Genomic DNA, 13,428 nt, shown 5'->3' on the forward strand with positions numbered 1-13,428 from the left:
CTACTCGAACCGCGAGGTGTCGCCCGCTCCGTGGCGCACGATCTGGGCCTCGCCGTCGGAGAAGTCGATGACCGTGGTGGGGCTGGTGCCGCAGTCGCCCGAGTCGACCACGGCGTCCACCACGTGGTCGAGCCGTTCCTTGATCTCCCAGCCCTGCGTCAGCGGCTCCTCCTCGTCGGGCAGGAGCAGTGTGCTGGAGAGCAGCGGCTCGCCGAGCTCGGTGAGCAGGGCCTGCGTGACGACGTGGTCGGGGATGCGGACGCCGACGGTCTTCTTCTTCGGGTGCAGGAGCTGGCGCGGCACCTCCTTCGTCGCGGGAAGGATGAAGGTGTAGCTGCCCGGCGTCGCGGCCTTGATCGCACGGAACACGTCGTTGTCGATGTGCACGAACTGACCCAGCTGCGCGAAGTTCTGGCACACCAGGGTGAAGTGGTGGCGATCGTCCAGGTTCCGGATCTTCCGGATGCGGTCGAGGCCGTCGCGGTTGCCCAGCTGGCAGCCCAGCGCGAAACAGGAGTCCGTCGGATACGCGATCAGCGCGCCGGAGCGGATGCTGTCGGCCACGGTGCTGATGCTGCGGGGCTGGGGGTTGTCGGGGTGCACGTCAAAATACTTCGCCATCCGCCGAGCGTACGTGATCGCACCAGTGGTCCCCGGCTTCTCGGTGGGCACGACCGGCCGGGCGGCTAGTCGTCGTCGACGACGCTGATCAGCGCGAGCGTGATGTTGTCGGGGCCACCGGCGTCGATGGCGGCCTTCCATAGTTCGAAGACCGCCCGGCCGCCGTCGTGGGCCGTGAGGATCTCGTCGAGGGTGTCCTCGGGCACGGGGTCGGTCAAGCCGTCGGAGCAGACCAGGAAGCGTTCACCCCCGACGAGCGGCACCGTGCTGACGTGCGGTGTGACCGCGCTGAACCGGAGGGCACCGCCGAGCGCCTGCGTGACGATCGACGTGGTGCGCCGGCCCGGAGCGGGCGGCGGGCTGTCGTCGACGCTCATCCGGCGAAGCGTGTCGCGGGCGCCGCCGCGGCTCACGTCGAGCACCCTGCTGTCACCGACGTTGAACACCAGGAGTTCCTTGCCGATGACCACGACACCCGCGACCGTCGTCCCCATGGTGGTCAGCTCCGGGTCGATCTCGGCGGCCGCGTACACGGCGTGATTGCAGACGTCCAGCGCGTCACGAACGGCTTGTTCGCCGTCCAGCGAGGCGCCGAGCGACGCCAGCTGCCGTACGACGATGCCGCTGGCCACCTCGCCGCCGGGCTGGCCGCCGATGCCGTCGGCGACCGCGACGACGAGGGGGTTGCCGAGCGGGAACCCCAGCGTCTGCGGGTTCTCGGTCGTGGTCCCGCACAGCGTCCACGGGCCGACGGCCAGACTGTCCTCGTTGTGATCGCGCACGAGCCCGGGGTGGCTCAGAGCCGTGACTGTTATGTAGGGCATTCCTGTCCCGCCTCTCCGCAACGGCAGGCGTGCTCCGCACCACCATTGTCACGCCGGGAGCCCCTCTCGGCTCAGTGGCGGACCGTGGTCACCCCCTGCCCACCGGTGACCCGCGCATGCCATGGTGGGGGATTCGGCTGGTCTGGACCAGCCGCCGGTCGTGGTGGGGAGCGTACGCATGCGCGGCACAACGGTCTTGCCCGGCGAGGGGAACAGCGGGTTACCGGGCAGCGGGCCACCCGGTGAGGAGGACATGCCGACGCATCGTCTTGAAGTGCCGATGCCCAACGCGCTGCCGTTCGCCATCGGCACCTTCGACACCATCGGGCCGATGTCCCGCGCGGCGTTCCCGCACCGGCACACCTTCCACGAGATCGTCCACGTCACCGGCGGCACCGGCAGCCATGTCGTCGATCTGACCCGCTTCGCGCTGCGGCCGCCCGCCCTGTGCTTCATCGCGCCCGGCCAGGTCCACCACTGGGAGAACGCCGACGGCCTGGACGGGCACGTCATCCTCTTCACCGACGACTTCCTCCTGGACCACCCCGCGGACCGCCACGCGCTGCGGGGGCTCGGCCGGCGCTCCTGTCTCGAACTCCCCGCCGACGCGGCCGACCGGACCGCGCGCCTGGTCGCCGAGCTGGACGCCGAGTACCGAACGGGCGCCGACGGATTCCAGAGCGTGCTGCGGGCCCTGCTGCACGTCCTGGTGGTGCGGGCGGCGCGGCTGCCCGCACACCACCCGGTACCGGACGCGCCCGCCCCGCGCTCGCGGCCCGGCTCGGTCGCCGCGGAGTTCGTGCTGCTGCTCGGCACTCCAGAGGGGGCTCTGCGGTCCGTGCGCGGGTGCGCGCAGCACCTGGGCGTCTCCGTGAGCTACCTCAGCGAGGCGGTGAAGGTGTCCACGGGCCGCACGCCCGGCGAACTGATCCGGCAGGCCCGGGTGCACGAGGCCAAGCGCCTGCTGCTGCGTACGGAGTTGTCGGTCCGTCAGATAGCGGCCCGGGTCGGCTTCGGCGACCCGGCCTATTTCTGCCGCTTCTTCCGCCGCGAGACCGGCGCAAGTCCCGGGGACTTCCGGCGCGGCGGTGGCGATATTCACCACGACCACCGCCTTGAGTCCATCGCCCGCGCCGGGCCCTCCGCATAGCTTCGGAGCCGATCCGGAACCCACCCCACCCCCCCAGGAGGAGCGATGGAGCGCGAGATCGGCACGACCGGAGACGGCATACCTGACGACGGCTCACGTGCCGACGGCTCACGTGCCGACGGTGAGGGCGGCGGCGGCCCCAGCCGCAAGACCGTCCTGAGAGCGGCCGCCGCGGTGGGCATGTCCCTGCCCGTGGCCCTCATGGGCGTCCCCGCCCTGGCCAGGACCGCGGGCGACCGGGGCGTGGCCCCGGAGGCGACCCCGGCCTGTGACGACGGCGACGACCCGACGCCCCCGCAGATGGAGGGGCCCTACTTCAAACCCAACTCCCCCCGGCGCACCTCGCTCCTCCAGCCCGGCACACCGGGCGTACGGCTCACCGTCACCGGCTACGTCTTCGGGCGGGCCTGTCGGCCGATTCCCCGGGTCCTGATGGACTTCTGGCAGGCCGACACCTACGGGACGTACGACAACACGGGATTCCGCTTCCGCGGGCACCAGTTCACCGACGCCAACGGCGCGTTCAGGCTCACCACCATCGTGCCCGGCCTCTATCCGGGCCGCACCCGGCACCTGCACGTCAAGGTGCAGGCCCCGGGGCGCCCGGTGCTCACGACCCAGCTGTACTTCCCCGGTGAGCCGCGCAACAACACGGACCCGATCTTCGACGCCCGGCTGCTCATGAACGTACGCACCGTCGGCAACACGAAGGAGGCGGACTTCGACTTCGTCCTGAACGTGCCGCAGTAGTCCCGGCGGGTGGGGCGGCTGAGCGGCGTGGGGCGGCATACAACCTTTGGTGGCCGTGGAGGGTCAAGTGATCGGCCGTCATGAACCGGCGGTGAACTCCGCCGGGCGGCCGACCGGCCGAACTCTGAACCAAAGGGAACCCGTATGTCGCGAGCCAGTCGCTCAGCCCGTCGCACCCTGCCCCTGATGGCCGCCTCGCTGCTCGTGGGCAGCGGCCTCTCGGCCCTGGCCATCGGGGCGGGCAGCGCCCAGGCGGCCACCCCGGCCGCCGACGCGGGCCGCGCGAGCGCCGCCGCGGAGAAGGCGACCGACGACTTCAACGGCGACGGCTACGCCGACCTCGTGGTCGGCGCCCCGGGCGGCACCGTCTCCGGCCAGGCCAAGGCCGGGTACGTCGTGGTGACCTACGGCTCCAAGGACGGTCTCGACCCCGCCAACAAGAAGATCATCAGCCGCTCCACGAGCGGGGTGCCCGGCGCGGCCACCGCCAAGCAGGAGTTCGGCAGGCACTTCACCAAGGCCGACCTGGACGCGGACGGGTACACGGACGTGGTGATCGGCACGCGGCCCGCCGGCGTCGGCTCGGTGATCCTGTGGGGCTCTCCGAGCGGCTTGACCGGCGGCACCGGCATCAGCACCTTCGGATTCTCCCCGCGGGCCGGGGACTTCGACGGCGACGGCACCACCGACCTGGCCCTGTTCGACCTGGTGGGCTCGCACGGCGACGACCCGGTCGAGCAGAAGGCCCGCCTGTGGAAGGGCCCCATCGCGCGCACCGGCGCCCCGGCCGCGACCCTCGACTTCATGGACAAGTCGCAGTGGTGGAGCTACGACAGCGACGAGCGCCCCAACCCCGTCTGCCGGGAGAAGCCCGAGACGTGCGTCGACGGACCGCTCTCCGTCCAGGGCCCGGTGATCCCGGAGGCCGTCGGCGACATCAACGGCGACGGCCGCACCGACATCGCCGTCAACGACTACGCGGGCGACGGCGAGTGGGGCAACAGCATCCTGTACGGCAGCCCCACCGGCTTCAAGCGCGGTGACGCGCCGGGATCCAGGGGAGCACTCGGCGTCGGCGACGTCAACGGCGACCACTACGACGACCTGGTCGTCGGCGACGGAGACTACGAGTCCAAGGTCATGGTCGCCTACGGCTCGGCGGACGGCCTGAAGGCGGGCGTCCAGAAGTTCGACCAGGACCTGCCCGGCATTCCCGGCGCCGAGGAAGAGGGCGACCGCTTCGGCAGTTCTCTCTCCGTCGCCGACGTGACGGGTGACGGCTACGCGGACATCGCCCTCGGTGTCGTCGGCGAGGACGTCAAGGCCGTCGGCGACGCGGGCGCCGTCGTCCTCGTGCACGGAAGCGCGAACGGCGTGACGGGCTCCGGAGCCCAGGCCTTCCACCAGGACACGGCAGGCGTTCCCGGAGTCGCCGAGGCGGACGACCAGTTCGGGCAGGCCGCGGCGCTGCTCGACGTCACCGGCGACGGACACCGCGACCTGGCGGTGTCCTCCGCCCGGGAGAACGCCCAGGCGGGCGCCCTCTGGTCGCTGCGCGGCACCTCCACCGGCCTGACCGCCACGGACTCCGTCGCCTTCGGCCCCAAGGACGTCGGGGCCCCGGACGTCGCGGCGATCTTCGGCACCACCCTGCGCTAGGAGCCGAGCGGGTCACGCGCGAGCCCGCGCCCGGGGACGATGGATCGTCGCCCCTACGGGCGCGGGCTCGCGCGTTCCTCCTCAGTCGTTTCCGCTCAGTCGCTCCCGCCGCCTCCGCCCCCACAGCCGAAGCCGGAGTCAAAGTGGTCGGAGTCGTGCTCCAGGGCTTTGCCCATCCGGATCAGGGTCCGGCCCAGGGTGGACGGGACCAACTGCGCCTCCGTGACGCTGCGTTGGACCGTCCCCTTCGGGAGGACCTCGGGTCCGCCGAACACGTAGTCCGGCAGGCTCCCGTCCTCCTCGGCCGTCTGGAGCCGCTGCCTGCCGACCCGGGTCGGCAGGTGCCGGGCCCTGGTCACCAGGCCCCACTCCGCGAGCCGTTCACCGATCTCCTCCACCTCGGGAGACTCCCGCAACTCCGCGCACACGGCCGCCGCGCCGCGGCTGCGCAGGCACGCCGTGACCAGGGCGCGCTCGACCGGGTGCTCGGGCAGCTCCCCGTCCACGGCCTGCACCCGCGAAGCCCTGAGCCTGAGCAGCCCGCCCTCGGCCAGCGCGATCATGGCGCACTCCACCACCCGTCGCGCCCCACCCGCCAGATAGGCGACGTCGTGCACCCCAAGGGCCCGTCGCCCGGCCACCGCCGTCGTGGCCCGCCTGAAGTACATCCGCATGCCCCCACCCCCTTCGGACACCCCGTCCTTCGGCTGTGGTGCCCGACGGCAGGAGTGCACATCCCTCCAACTCGCCTCTTCAGAGCTAAACTTGAGGGTCCCCGCCCCATTGGTGCCGCCAGGCCCCGCGGTCATCATGAGGGCATGCGGGAATACGAGGACGTCGATGCTGCCGGCACGGACGGCGAGGCCCTCTGGAGCGCCGCGGACGGGGAAACGCATCTGCGCCGGCTGCTGGGCGCCGTCGCCACGACAATGGCGGGGCTCGGCTTCGGCGGGCTGCTGCTCGCCGCCGACGAGCCCGTCGCCGCCGCCGTGATCGCGGGCTTCCTTCTGCTCATCGGGCTGCCCATGATCGTCCACTGGCTGCGCGAGAGCCGCTCCGTCGTCGAGGTGCGCGTGGTGCCCGGCGACCGGTCGGCCTTGCGGCTGCGCCGCGCCGGCGGAGGGACCGTGGAACTCCCGGCGGCCTCGGTCAGCCGTGTGCACATGGTGACCACGCCGTTCCAGGAGCCCGACACTCCCGGCGACGGGTCGGTGGTACTGCACCTGTACATCCGTCACGACCCGCACAGTCGTCAAGGCCGCCGCTACCGGTGCCGATTCGCGGGGATGGACACACAGAGGCGTGCCCGCTCCCAGGAGGCGTGGAGCAGGGTGTGCCCCGCCGCTTCCTTCACCACGGGAGTGCGGAGCTGGCCGCTGCCGTCCGGCGACTACGACTGATCAGTGACGCGGCGGGCAGAAGAAGGCCGGTTACGGGGGACAGGGGGAGAGACAGGCCATGTTGCGGGTGCACTTCACGGCCGAGGACCTGGCGCGGGTGCGGGTCGCATCGGGGCCGGACTTCCTGTGGGAGATCAGCAACAGCGTACAGACGCTGCAACGGCGCGACGGGGCGCGGGTGTTCGGTGAATGGAGGCGGTGGGCGAGACCGCGACTGTCGGACAGCTGCCGCCTCCTCTCGCCCCTCCTGCCGCCGCACGGCTGCTCTCCCGACTTCCTCACCCCCACCCACGGGGAAGACGAGACGCTCCGCGCGGCGGTCGACACGCTCGTGCGCACGCCCCGCCCGCGGTTGCGCACCGATCTGACGCGGGTGGCCGCGTCGCGTCGCCTTCCGGGCTGGACGGAGTCCCTCGCGCGCGGTGACGCCGCCGCGCTGCGGCAGTTGGGGCAAGCTCTCCACACGTACCACCTGGAGGCGCTCGCGCCGTTCTGGTCGCGCATCCACGCCCAGATCGACGCCGACCGCATCATCCGGCTGCACAGCCTCCTGGACGGCGGGACCGACGGGCTGCTGGCGGGTCTGGGGCATCAACTCCGCTGGCGCCCACCGGTGTTGGAGGTCGACTATCCCGTGGACCAGGACCTGCGGCTCGACGGCCGGGGGCTCACCCTGCAGCCCTCCTTCTTCTGCTGGCCCACGCCCGTCACGCTCGCCGACGGTGAACTGCCCCCCGTCCTGGTGTATCCCATCGACCACGCGATGGACTGGACCCATCCCACGCCTCCCGACCGCCCGGACGACGGCGCGCTGGGGCCGCTCATCGGGCAGACGCGCGCCGCCGTCCTCAAGGCGGCCCGCACCGGGGCGTCCACGGTCGAGCTCGCCCGTCAGCTCGCGGTCACCCACCCGGCCATAAGCCAGCACGTCAAAGTCCTGCGCGCGGCAGGTCTTGTGACCACGGTCCGCAGAGCGGGACGCTCGCTGCATGTCGCGACCGCGGAAGGGCGAGCGCTGCTGCGCAGTTGCGGGTCGTAAGTCTGGGCTTTCATCGATTGCGCCTGGCATGGCCATGCCAGGAAGCTGGCCGCGCTGTTGTTGCCCACGCATCCCCCCACCGCGTTGCGTCCCGACATCCCGCCCTGCGCTTCCTAGGTCAACGCGCGTCCACCTGTGGACCCGTGCGCACGGCACGAGGGACGCATCGACGATCCGATGAAGGAGTGGCGTTGCGCACTACTACTCGTATCCTCACCCGCCGCGCGGCCGTGGCCGCCTCGCTCGCCGTGCTCGGCACCCTCTGCGCCGTGCCCGGCGCCGCAGGGGCCTCCGAACCCCCCAGGGCCTCCGCGGAGGCCTCCGGGCACGGCCTGAAGTGGTTCCAGGAACGCCACGGGCTGCCCCGGACCGGCTCGGTCGACGGCGCGACGGCCAGGGCCCTTCAGCGGGCCTCCGATGCCGAACTGCACCGGACGTTCCGGACCGCGGCCGACCTCGGCCCCGAGGAACTCGCCAACGCTCGCACCGTCATCGGTGTCGGCAAGGGCGCGCAGATCCCCGAACAGGGCCTGGTCATCGCGCTGATGACCGCCATGCAGGAGTCGAAGTTCGTCAACTACCTGACGCCCGTCGACCACGACTCCCTGGGGATCTTCCAGCAGCGCCCCAGCACCGGCTGGGGCACCCCCGAGCAGATCACCGACGTCGCCACCTCGTCCAAGTCCTTCTACGGAGTGGCGCCCTACGGCAGCAACCCGGGGCTGATCCAGATCGACGGCTGGCAGACGATGCCCCCGGGCGACGTCTGCCAGGCCGTCCAGGTCTCGGCCTACCCCGACCGTTACGCCCAGTGGGAGCAGTTCGCCCGCGACCTGCTCGCCCAGGAAGGCCCCTCGGTCCCGCCGATCCCCTGACCCCCGGGCGCCGGGTCTCGCATCCCGCACGCCCCCGCACTCTTCACGCCCCCCACACCAGGAGCCCGTATGCGCAAGAGACTTGTCTCCACAGCGATCGCCGCAGCCGCGGTCGGCGCCCTCGTCACCCCGGCCGCCGCCCAGGCCGAACCAGCGCACCCGCACAGCGTCTCCGTGCTCGGCCACGGCTCCAAGGCCGGGACCGCGGTCGTCAGCGGTCAGAACGAGCCCGGCACCCGCCTGCGCGTCGGCGGTGCGAGGACGGCGAGCGCCCACACGCTCCCGGTCGACTACCAGGTCCAGGAGACCGGCTACTGGTGCGGACCCGCCGCCACCCGCATCGCCCTGTCCGCACGGATCGCCCCGCCGAGCCAGGGCGCCCTGGCCGCGCAGCTCGGCACCACCGAGGCGGGCACCGACCACATCGGCCAGGTGACCGGCGTGCTCAACGCCAACCTCGGCACCGGTTGGTACGAGACCAAGGAGATGCCGAACGATCCGCCCACCCAGGCCCAGAAGGACCTGTTGTGGAACGACATCGTCCTGGACATCGACAACAACTACCCGCTGGTGACCAACATCGTGGCCCCGCCCGGCAACCAGCCGCCCGGCTATCCGTCGGACCAGACGATCTACCACTACTTCACGGTCATCGGCTACGACGACGCGAACCGCACGGTTCTCATCGCCGACCCCGCCTCTTTCGGCGGCAACCAGATCTACTGGCTCTCTTTCGCCCAGCTCGCCACCCTCATCCCGCCGAAGGGCTACGCAGCCTGAGACGCGGCCGTGGGCGGCGCCGCACGACACGTGCGCCGCCCACGGCCCGCTCGGTCGCCGTTTCGGGGGCAACGACGACGACAAGCCTCAGCGGCACCGACTCCGCTGAGGCCGAACAGGAAGCAGGGTCCGGGCGATCCTGCCGACCTCAAGCTCACAGCGGATATGACGAGCTGAGCTACCCCTTGCTTCCGTCCGCACGGGCCGCGCGGATGCACCCGCGCGAGGAATTCTTCATTCGTCGTCCTGCGCGCCCTCAAGGCGGAGGCGCAGACTGCGCATGCCGCGCCGCGCATGGCTCTTGACCGTGCCCAGCGGCCACCCCGTGCACTCGGCGATCTGCGGATGCGTGAGGTCCTCGTAGAACGCCAGGCGCAGCACCGTCCGCTGCGGGCCCGGGAGCCTCGCCAGCTCCTGTTTCATCAGGGTCCGGTCGACCGTCGAGTCCATGCCCTCCTGGGCGCGGTGATCCATGGCGGCGTACTGCACCCCGGCACCCTCGACGAGAGCCGCCCGGCGGCTGCGCGCCGCCAGCGCGTCCGCGATCCTGTGCCGCGTGATGCCGGTCAACCAGGCCGCCAGGCTGCCGAGTTCGGGACGGTACCCCGCCCCGCCGCGCCACGCGGCCAGGAACACCTGCTGCGTGATGTCCTCCGCCTCCCGGCTGTCGCCGAGCGCGCGCTGGGCCAGGGCGTGCACCAGCGGCCCCCACCGGCGGTACACCACCGCGAGGCTCGCCTCGTCCCCGCCGGCCAGGCCCCTGGCCAGATCCGGGGCCCGCTCACCGGCGGGGACTCGCATCGGCTGTTGCACCGGTGTGCTCATCGACGCTTCGTCAGCTCCTCGTGGCGATCACACTCGCCGTACGACCGATCGGAAACGGGCAGTCGCGCCTTCGCCGTAGCCGCGATCCGGTCATCCTGGAAACAGCCGCTCACGCTCTGCAACTCGCATCGGTTGTGCGTCGTATCGTGGCCGGATGAGCGAGGGGCAACACCACGGTCAGGACGGCGAGTCGGCGAGCACGGGAGTCACCACCGGTGCTCTGGCGCGACGGCTGGGGGTGTCACCGACGACGTTGCGCACCTGGGACCGCAGGTACGGTCTGGGCCCCGCCCGGCGCGACCCCGGTCACCACCGGCGCTGGTCCACGCGGGACATCGCCATGGTGGAGGAGATGGGCCGCCTCACCTCGGCGGGGGTGCCGCCGGCCGAGGCCGCCCAGGAGGCGCTCAAGCTGCTCGACCCCGAAGCCGCCGCCGAGACCGCCGCAGGGCCGGCCGCCGTGCCGCGGCCCAGGCGGACTCGGCGCCCGGCGCCGGCGGGGTCACCCGACGCGTTCGTGCGCCAACGACGGGGACTTTCGCGCGCCGCCGTACGGCTCGATGCCCCCACCATGGAGGATCTGCTGACCGACGCGGTGGAGAACCACAGCCTGGTCACCGCCTGGCAGGAGGTGATGGTGCCGACCCTGCACGCGGTGGGCCGCAAGTGGGAAGAGGCCGGCGACCGTTACGTGGAGGTCGAGCACCTGCTGTCCTGGCACGTCTCCCGCACCCTGCACCGCTGCGCCACCGCCCCGATCCCTGCGACCCCACCGAGCGCGCCCGCCGCGAGCACCCCCCTCGTCCTGGCCTGCGTACCGGGTGAGCAGCACTCCCTGCCGCTGGAGGCGCTCAGCGCGGCGCTGGGCGAACTCGGCGTCCCCCAGCGCATGTTCGGCGCCGCCGTGCCGGTCGAGGCGGTCTCGGCGGCCGTGCGCAGGACGGGCCCGGCCGTCGTCGTCCTGTGGGCACAGGCCCGCTCCACCGCGAGCGTCCCGCTGGCCCGGCACATCGCCGACACCCGCTGGGGCGTACGCGGGGCCCGCGGCCGTCCCGTGGTCATGCTGGGCGGGCCCGGCTGGGCCGGTCCCGCGGTGCGCGGCGCGCTGCGGCCCACCAGCCTGCGGGAGGCGCTGGCCCAGATCGGCAAGGTGCGCGGGGAGGCCGTGTCCGCACACGCGAGGTGATGCTCGCCTCGGCCCGCCGTCGTCAGCCCGCCGTCGTCAGTCCGGCCGCCGTCAGTGCGTCGGTGTCAACGGCTCGCGCAGGGCGCTGCGTTCGTCGCGCCAGGCGGCCAGGAACCGTGCGCCCAGGCGGTCCTCCAGGAAGCCCGTGGACTCGATGCCGAAGACCACGTCGGACTCGAGGCCGGGTTCGCTCTCCAGGAGACCGCCGATCACGTCGCGGCGCACCACCTGCTCATGCACGGCGTCGGCCTCCACATGCTCGTCGTAGAACCGCTCGGCCGCCTTCCCCGCGCCGCTCCTGCGCATGGCCTTGGCCAGCCGCCGCGAGCCCGGCGACGAGGTCACCTCGACGGCGGCGAAGTGCCCCACAAGCGCGCCGCGCAGCGCCCGGTGCAGGCCGAGCAGGGACATCAGGTTGACCGTCGCGAGCACCTCGGCAGGAGCGGCGTCGAGGTAGTACCCGTACGCCGTCTCCAGCGCGAGATCCTCCATGAGGTCGGCGAAGAGACGGGCATGGATGTCCTCGGCACGCCCGGCCCCGAACTCGTCGAACTCGACGGCCACCATCGCCGCCTTGGCCCGGCCGTGCAGCCGCGGGATGACCCAGGCGTGCGGGTCGGCCTCCTTGAGGTGGTACAGCGAGCGCGCCGCCGCGTACTCCCGCAACTGCCACAGTTCCCCGTCGCGCTGGAGGTGGTGGCTGACGCTGGTGTCGCTGTGCCCGATGGGCTCCACAAGCAGGTCGGCCAGGGCGCGTTCGGCGCTGTCCGTGGAACGGCAGTTGGCGCGCAGGGCACCCAGGAAGCGCCCTTCGAGCGCGCGGCGCAGGCCAAGGAGCTCCGGGTCCCATTCGAGGTCCTCGCGGACGCCGTCGAAGCCCTGGTAGTGCAGTTCGTAGAGCGTGTAGAGAGCGAGCTGGAGGTCGTCCCCGTAGGGGTCGGCGTCGTGGGTGTCGATGGGCAGCGGCCCGGGGCTGCCCCCGGCGCGCAGGGTGCTGATCACCAGACGGGACAGCACCCCGCGGGGCTCGGGCAGGGCGGGGCTCGCGCGGCGCGACTCGCGCGCACCGCCGACGAGGGAGGGACTCTGGCTCTCAGCGGACATCGGGTACGTCCTCCCCCTCGGTGTTCTCGGCGGCCTCGGTGTCGGTGTCGCCCTCTGGTTCTTCCTCGGACGTGGTCTCGTCGTCTCCCCTGACGCGGCGGCGGTGGCTGGTGTCGCACCACGGGTAGGTCCGGCTGCGGCGGCAGGTACAGATCGCGGCGGTGAAGCGCCGGGAAGCGACGACCTTGCCGTCGTCGCCCACCACTTCGACAGGCCCCTCGACGAGCAAGGGACCTTCGGGGTCGATGGTGACGCGGCGGGGGCGCTGGTCCCGTGCGGTCGGCGCGGGGTCAGGTGCGTTCGGCACGGACGACCACCAGCTCCTCCATGTTCTCGCCGTTCTCGCCGTTCTCGACGCTTTCGCCGTTGTTCTCGCCGCTCCTATCGTCCAGCAGTCCCTGTCTGCGCAGGAAGGCCCGGCGCGAGCGAAGGACGGGACCGAACGGTATGAGGGCGCGGTCGACGACCGAGGCCTCCAGACCGACCTTCGACAGACGGCGCAACGTGGCGTCCGTGTCGCACATCGCGGAATGGACCATGAGCAGCACGCCTCCGGGGCGCAGCGCAGCCGGCGCCGCGTCGCAGATGCGGTCGACCACCGCGCGACCGTCCCGCCCCGCGTCCCAGGAACGCGCCGCGCCGCGCCGTGGCAGCAGGACGGAGGGAGAGGGCACGTACGGAGGGTTGCTCGCCACGAAGTCGAAGGACCGGCCGGGTACGGCGGCCGTGAGGTCGCCCCGCAGGACGGTGATGCGCTGGCGCGTCACCCGCGCGTTGAGCCGTGCGGTCAGGACGGCACGCCAGGCGATGTCCACGGCCGTCACCTGGGCACCCAGCCGCGCCGCATGGACGGCCAGCGCACCGCTGCCGGTGCCGAGGTCCAGCAATTCCGTGCCCGGACCGATGGCCTCGCGGCACAGTGCGCGGGCGAGGAGGCCCGTGTCGTCCTGCGGCGCGTACACGCCGGGAAGGGTCAGCAGGCGTACCGGGGGCGTCGGTGCGGCCGTGTCGGCGACCATCACGCACCTCCGCTCTCTGTGGGCCCCACGGGGCGAAGCCCACTCCTTGGCCCTCTCACCACACTCCGCTGTTCCGGGGCCGCCCACCACTCGGGTGATGACGCACAGTGATGTGCCGGACCGGCTGGGTGCACCTCTGGCCTCATGGATTCCTTGGATGCTCGGGGCTCGCTCCCGCGACTGTCGTCGTCCCTGG

At 72.1% G+C, this 13,428-nt stretch carries 14 protein-coding genes and 1 pseudogene; 8 read left to right on the top strand and 7 right to left on the bottom strand.

Features of this window, described 5'->3' with window-relative positions; translation table 11 throughout:
* Positions 1–621 (bottom strand): L-threonylcarbamoyladenylate synthase, encoded by a 621-nt coding sequence (locus tag ACIGXX_RS02885; protein ID WP_351156616.1) that lies wholly within the window; start codon positions 619–621, stop codon positions 1–3.
* Positions 622–686: 65 nt separating this feature from the next.
* The gene (locus tag ACIGXX_RS02890) at positions 687–1,445 is read right to left on the bottom strand and encodes a PP2C family protein-serine/threonine phosphatase (protein WP_399972081.1); all 759 of its coding nucleotides are present in this window, start codon (positions 1,443–1,445) and stop codon (positions 687–689) included.
* Between the two features lie 178 nt (positions 1,446–1,623).
* Between ACIGXX_RS02890 and ACIGXX_RS02895 the strand changes: the two genes are divergently transcribed.
* From ACIGXX_RS02895 to ACIGXX_RS02905, 3 genes and pseudogenes are all read left to right on the top strand, one after another.
* Positions 1,624–2,595 (top strand): AraC family transcriptional regulator, encoded by a 972-nt coding sequence (locus tag ACIGXX_RS02895; protein ID WP_399972084.1) that lies wholly within the window; start codon positions 1,624–1,626, stop codon positions 2,593–2,595.
* Positions 2,596–2,775: 180 nt separating this feature from the next.
* Positions 2,776–3,342 (top strand): annotated as a pseudogene (locus ACIGXX_RS02900) (dioxygenase); the annotation flags it as partial.
* A gap of 147 nt (positions 3,343–3,489) precedes the next feature.
* A complete protein-coding gene (locus tag ACIGXX_RS02905) occupies positions 3,490–5,004 on the top strand; it encodes an FG-GAP-like repeat-containing protein (protein ID WP_351156607.1) in 1,515 nt (504 codons plus the stop codon).
* 95 nt (positions 5,005–5,099) lie between these two features.
* Here ACIGXX_RS02905 and ACIGXX_RS02910 read toward each other — a convergent pair whose 3' ends face one another.
* Positions 5,100–5,678, bottom strand: a complete 579-nt coding sequence (locus tag ACIGXX_RS02910; RefSeq protein WP_399972087.1) for a TIGR04222 domain-containing membrane protein — start codon at positions 5,676–5,678, stop codon at positions 5,100–5,102.
* A 144-nt stretch (positions 5,679–5,822) separates the two neighbouring features.
* Here ACIGXX_RS02910 and ACIGXX_RS02915 point away from each other — a divergent pair, with 144 nt between their 5' ends.
* The 4 genes from ACIGXX_RS02915 to ACIGXX_RS02930 all read left to right on the top strand — a co-directional run bounded on the left by ACIGXX_RS02915 (position 5,823) and on the right by ACIGXX_RS02930 (position 9,098).
* Positions 5,823–6,404, top strand: a complete 582-nt coding sequence (locus tag ACIGXX_RS02915; RefSeq protein WP_399972090.1) for a hypothetical protein — start codon at positions 5,823–5,825, stop codon at positions 6,402–6,404.
* A 58-nt stretch (positions 6,405–6,462) separates the two neighbouring features.
* Entirely contained in the window at positions 6,463–7,443 is a 981-nt protein-coding gene (locus ACIGXX_RS02920; protein WP_399972092.1) for an ArsR/SmtB family transcription factor, read from the top strand.
* A gap of 191 nt (positions 7,444–7,634) precedes the next feature.
* On the top strand, positions 7,635–8,318 hold the full coding sequence (locus ACIGXX_RS02925; RefSeq protein ID WP_399972095.1) for a peptidoglycan-binding protein: 684 nt from the start codon (positions 7,635–7,637) through the stop codon (positions 8,316–8,318).
* A 69-nt stretch (positions 8,319–8,387) separates the two neighbouring features.
* Positions 8,388–9,098 carry a C39 family peptidase gene (locus ACIGXX_RS02930; protein WP_351156598.1) on the top strand — a complete coding sequence of 237 codons (711 nt, stop codon included), beginning with the start codon at positions 8,388–8,390 and terminating at the stop codon, positions 9,096–9,098.
* Positions 9,099–9,332: 234 nt separating this feature from the next.
* Here ACIGXX_RS02930 and ACIGXX_RS02935 read toward each other — a convergent pair whose 3' ends face one another.
* Positions 9,333–9,923 carry a sigma-70 family RNA polymerase sigma factor gene (locus ACIGXX_RS02935; protein ID WP_366465066.1) on the bottom strand — a complete coding sequence of 197 codons (591 nt, stop codon included), beginning with the start codon at positions 9,921–9,923 and terminating at the stop codon, positions 9,333–9,335.
* 154 nt (positions 9,924–10,077) lie between these two features.
* On the opposite strand from ACIGXX_RS02935, the gene ACIGXX_RS02940 reads away from it, so the two are divergent.
* Complete coding sequence (locus ACIGXX_RS02940; RefSeq protein WP_361463882.1) at positions 10,078–11,109, top strand: MerR family transcriptional regulator; 1,032 nt, start codon at positions 10,078–10,080, stop codon at positions 11,107–11,109.
* Between the two features lie 51 nt (positions 11,110–11,160).
* Here the strand turns inward: ACIGXX_RS02940 and ACIGXX_RS02945 are convergent, their stop codons facing one another.
* From ACIGXX_RS02945 to ACIGXX_RS02955, 3 genes are read right to left on the bottom strand one after another with little or no spacing between them, the layout of a single operon-like run.
* Complete coding sequence (locus tag ACIGXX_RS02945; RefSeq protein ID WP_399972099.1) at positions 11,161–12,213, bottom strand: iron-containing redox enzyme family protein; 1,053 nt, start codon at positions 12,211–12,213, stop codon at positions 11,161–11,163.
* A complete protein-coding gene (locus ACIGXX_RS02950; RefSeq protein ID WP_399972102.1) occupies positions 12,203–12,520 on the bottom strand; it encodes a CDGSH iron-sulfur domain-containing protein in 318 nt (105 codons plus the stop codon). Before ACIGXX_RS02950 ends, ACIGXX_RS02945 begins: the two co-directional genes overlap by 11 nt.
* Positions 12,504–13,232 carry a HemK2/MTQ2 family protein methyltransferase gene (locus ACIGXX_RS02955; protein WP_399972105.1) on the bottom strand — a complete coding sequence of 243 codons (729 nt, stop codon included), beginning with the start codon at positions 13,230–13,232 and terminating at the stop codon, positions 12,504–12,506. The genes ACIGXX_RS02950 and ACIGXX_RS02955 overlap by 17 nt, the downstream gene beginning before the upstream one ends.
* Positions 13,233–13,428 lie beyond the last annotated feature (196 nt).

Source organism: Streptomyces sp. NPDC055243, assembly GCF_044544025.1.
Classification (GTDB): domain Bacteria; phylum Actinomycetota; class Actinomycetes; order Streptomycetales; family Streptomycetaceae; genus Streptomyces.

Coding starts and splice junctions, on each gene's coding strand:
- ACIGXX_RS02945 (WP_399972099.1), bottom strand. CDS start 12,213: ATGTCCGCTGAGAGCCAGAGTCCCTCCCTCGTCGGCGGTGCGCGCGAG.
- ACIGXX_RS02930 (WP_351156598.1), top strand. CDS start 8,388: ATGCGCAAGAGACTTGTCTCCACAGCGATCGCCGCAGCCGCGGTCGGC.
- ACIGXX_RS02890 (WP_399972081.1), bottom strand. CDS start 1,445: ATGCCCTACATAACAGTCACGGCTCTGAGCCACCCCGGGCTCGTGCGC.
- ACIGXX_RS02920 (WP_399972092.1), top strand. CDS start 6,463: ATGTTGCGGGTGCACTTCACGGCCGAGGACCTGGCGCGGGTGCGGGTC.
- ACIGXX_RS02955 (WP_399972105.1), bottom strand. CDS start 13,232: ATGGTCGCCGACACGGCCGCACCGACGCCCCCGGTACGCCTGCTGACC.
- ACIGXX_RS02905 (WP_351156607.1), top strand. CDS start 3,490: ATGTCGCGAGCCAGTCGCTCAGCCCGTCGCACCCTGCCCCTGATGGCC.
- ACIGXX_RS02910 (WP_399972087.1), bottom strand. CDS start 5,678: ATGCGGATGTACTTCAGGCGGGCCACGACGGCGGTGGCCGGGCGACGG.
- ACIGXX_RS02895 (WP_399972084.1), top strand. CDS start 1,624: ATGCGCGGCACAACGGTCTTGCCCGGCGAGGGGAACAGCGGGTTACCG.
- ACIGXX_RS02935 (WP_366465066.1), bottom strand. CDS start 9,923: ATGAGCACACCGGTGCAACAGCCGATGCGAGTCCCCGCCGGTGAGCGG.
- ACIGXX_RS02885 (WP_351156616.1), bottom strand. CDS start 621: ATGGCGAAGTATTTTGACGTGCACCCCGACAACCCCCAGCCCCGCAGC.
- ACIGXX_RS02915 (WP_399972090.1), top strand. CDS start 5,823: ATGCGGGAATACGAGGACGTCGATGCTGCCGGCACGGACGGCGAGGCC.
- ACIGXX_RS02940 (WP_361463882.1), top strand. CDS start 10,078: ATGAGCGAGGGGCAACACCACGGTCAGGACGGCGAGTCGGCGAGCACG.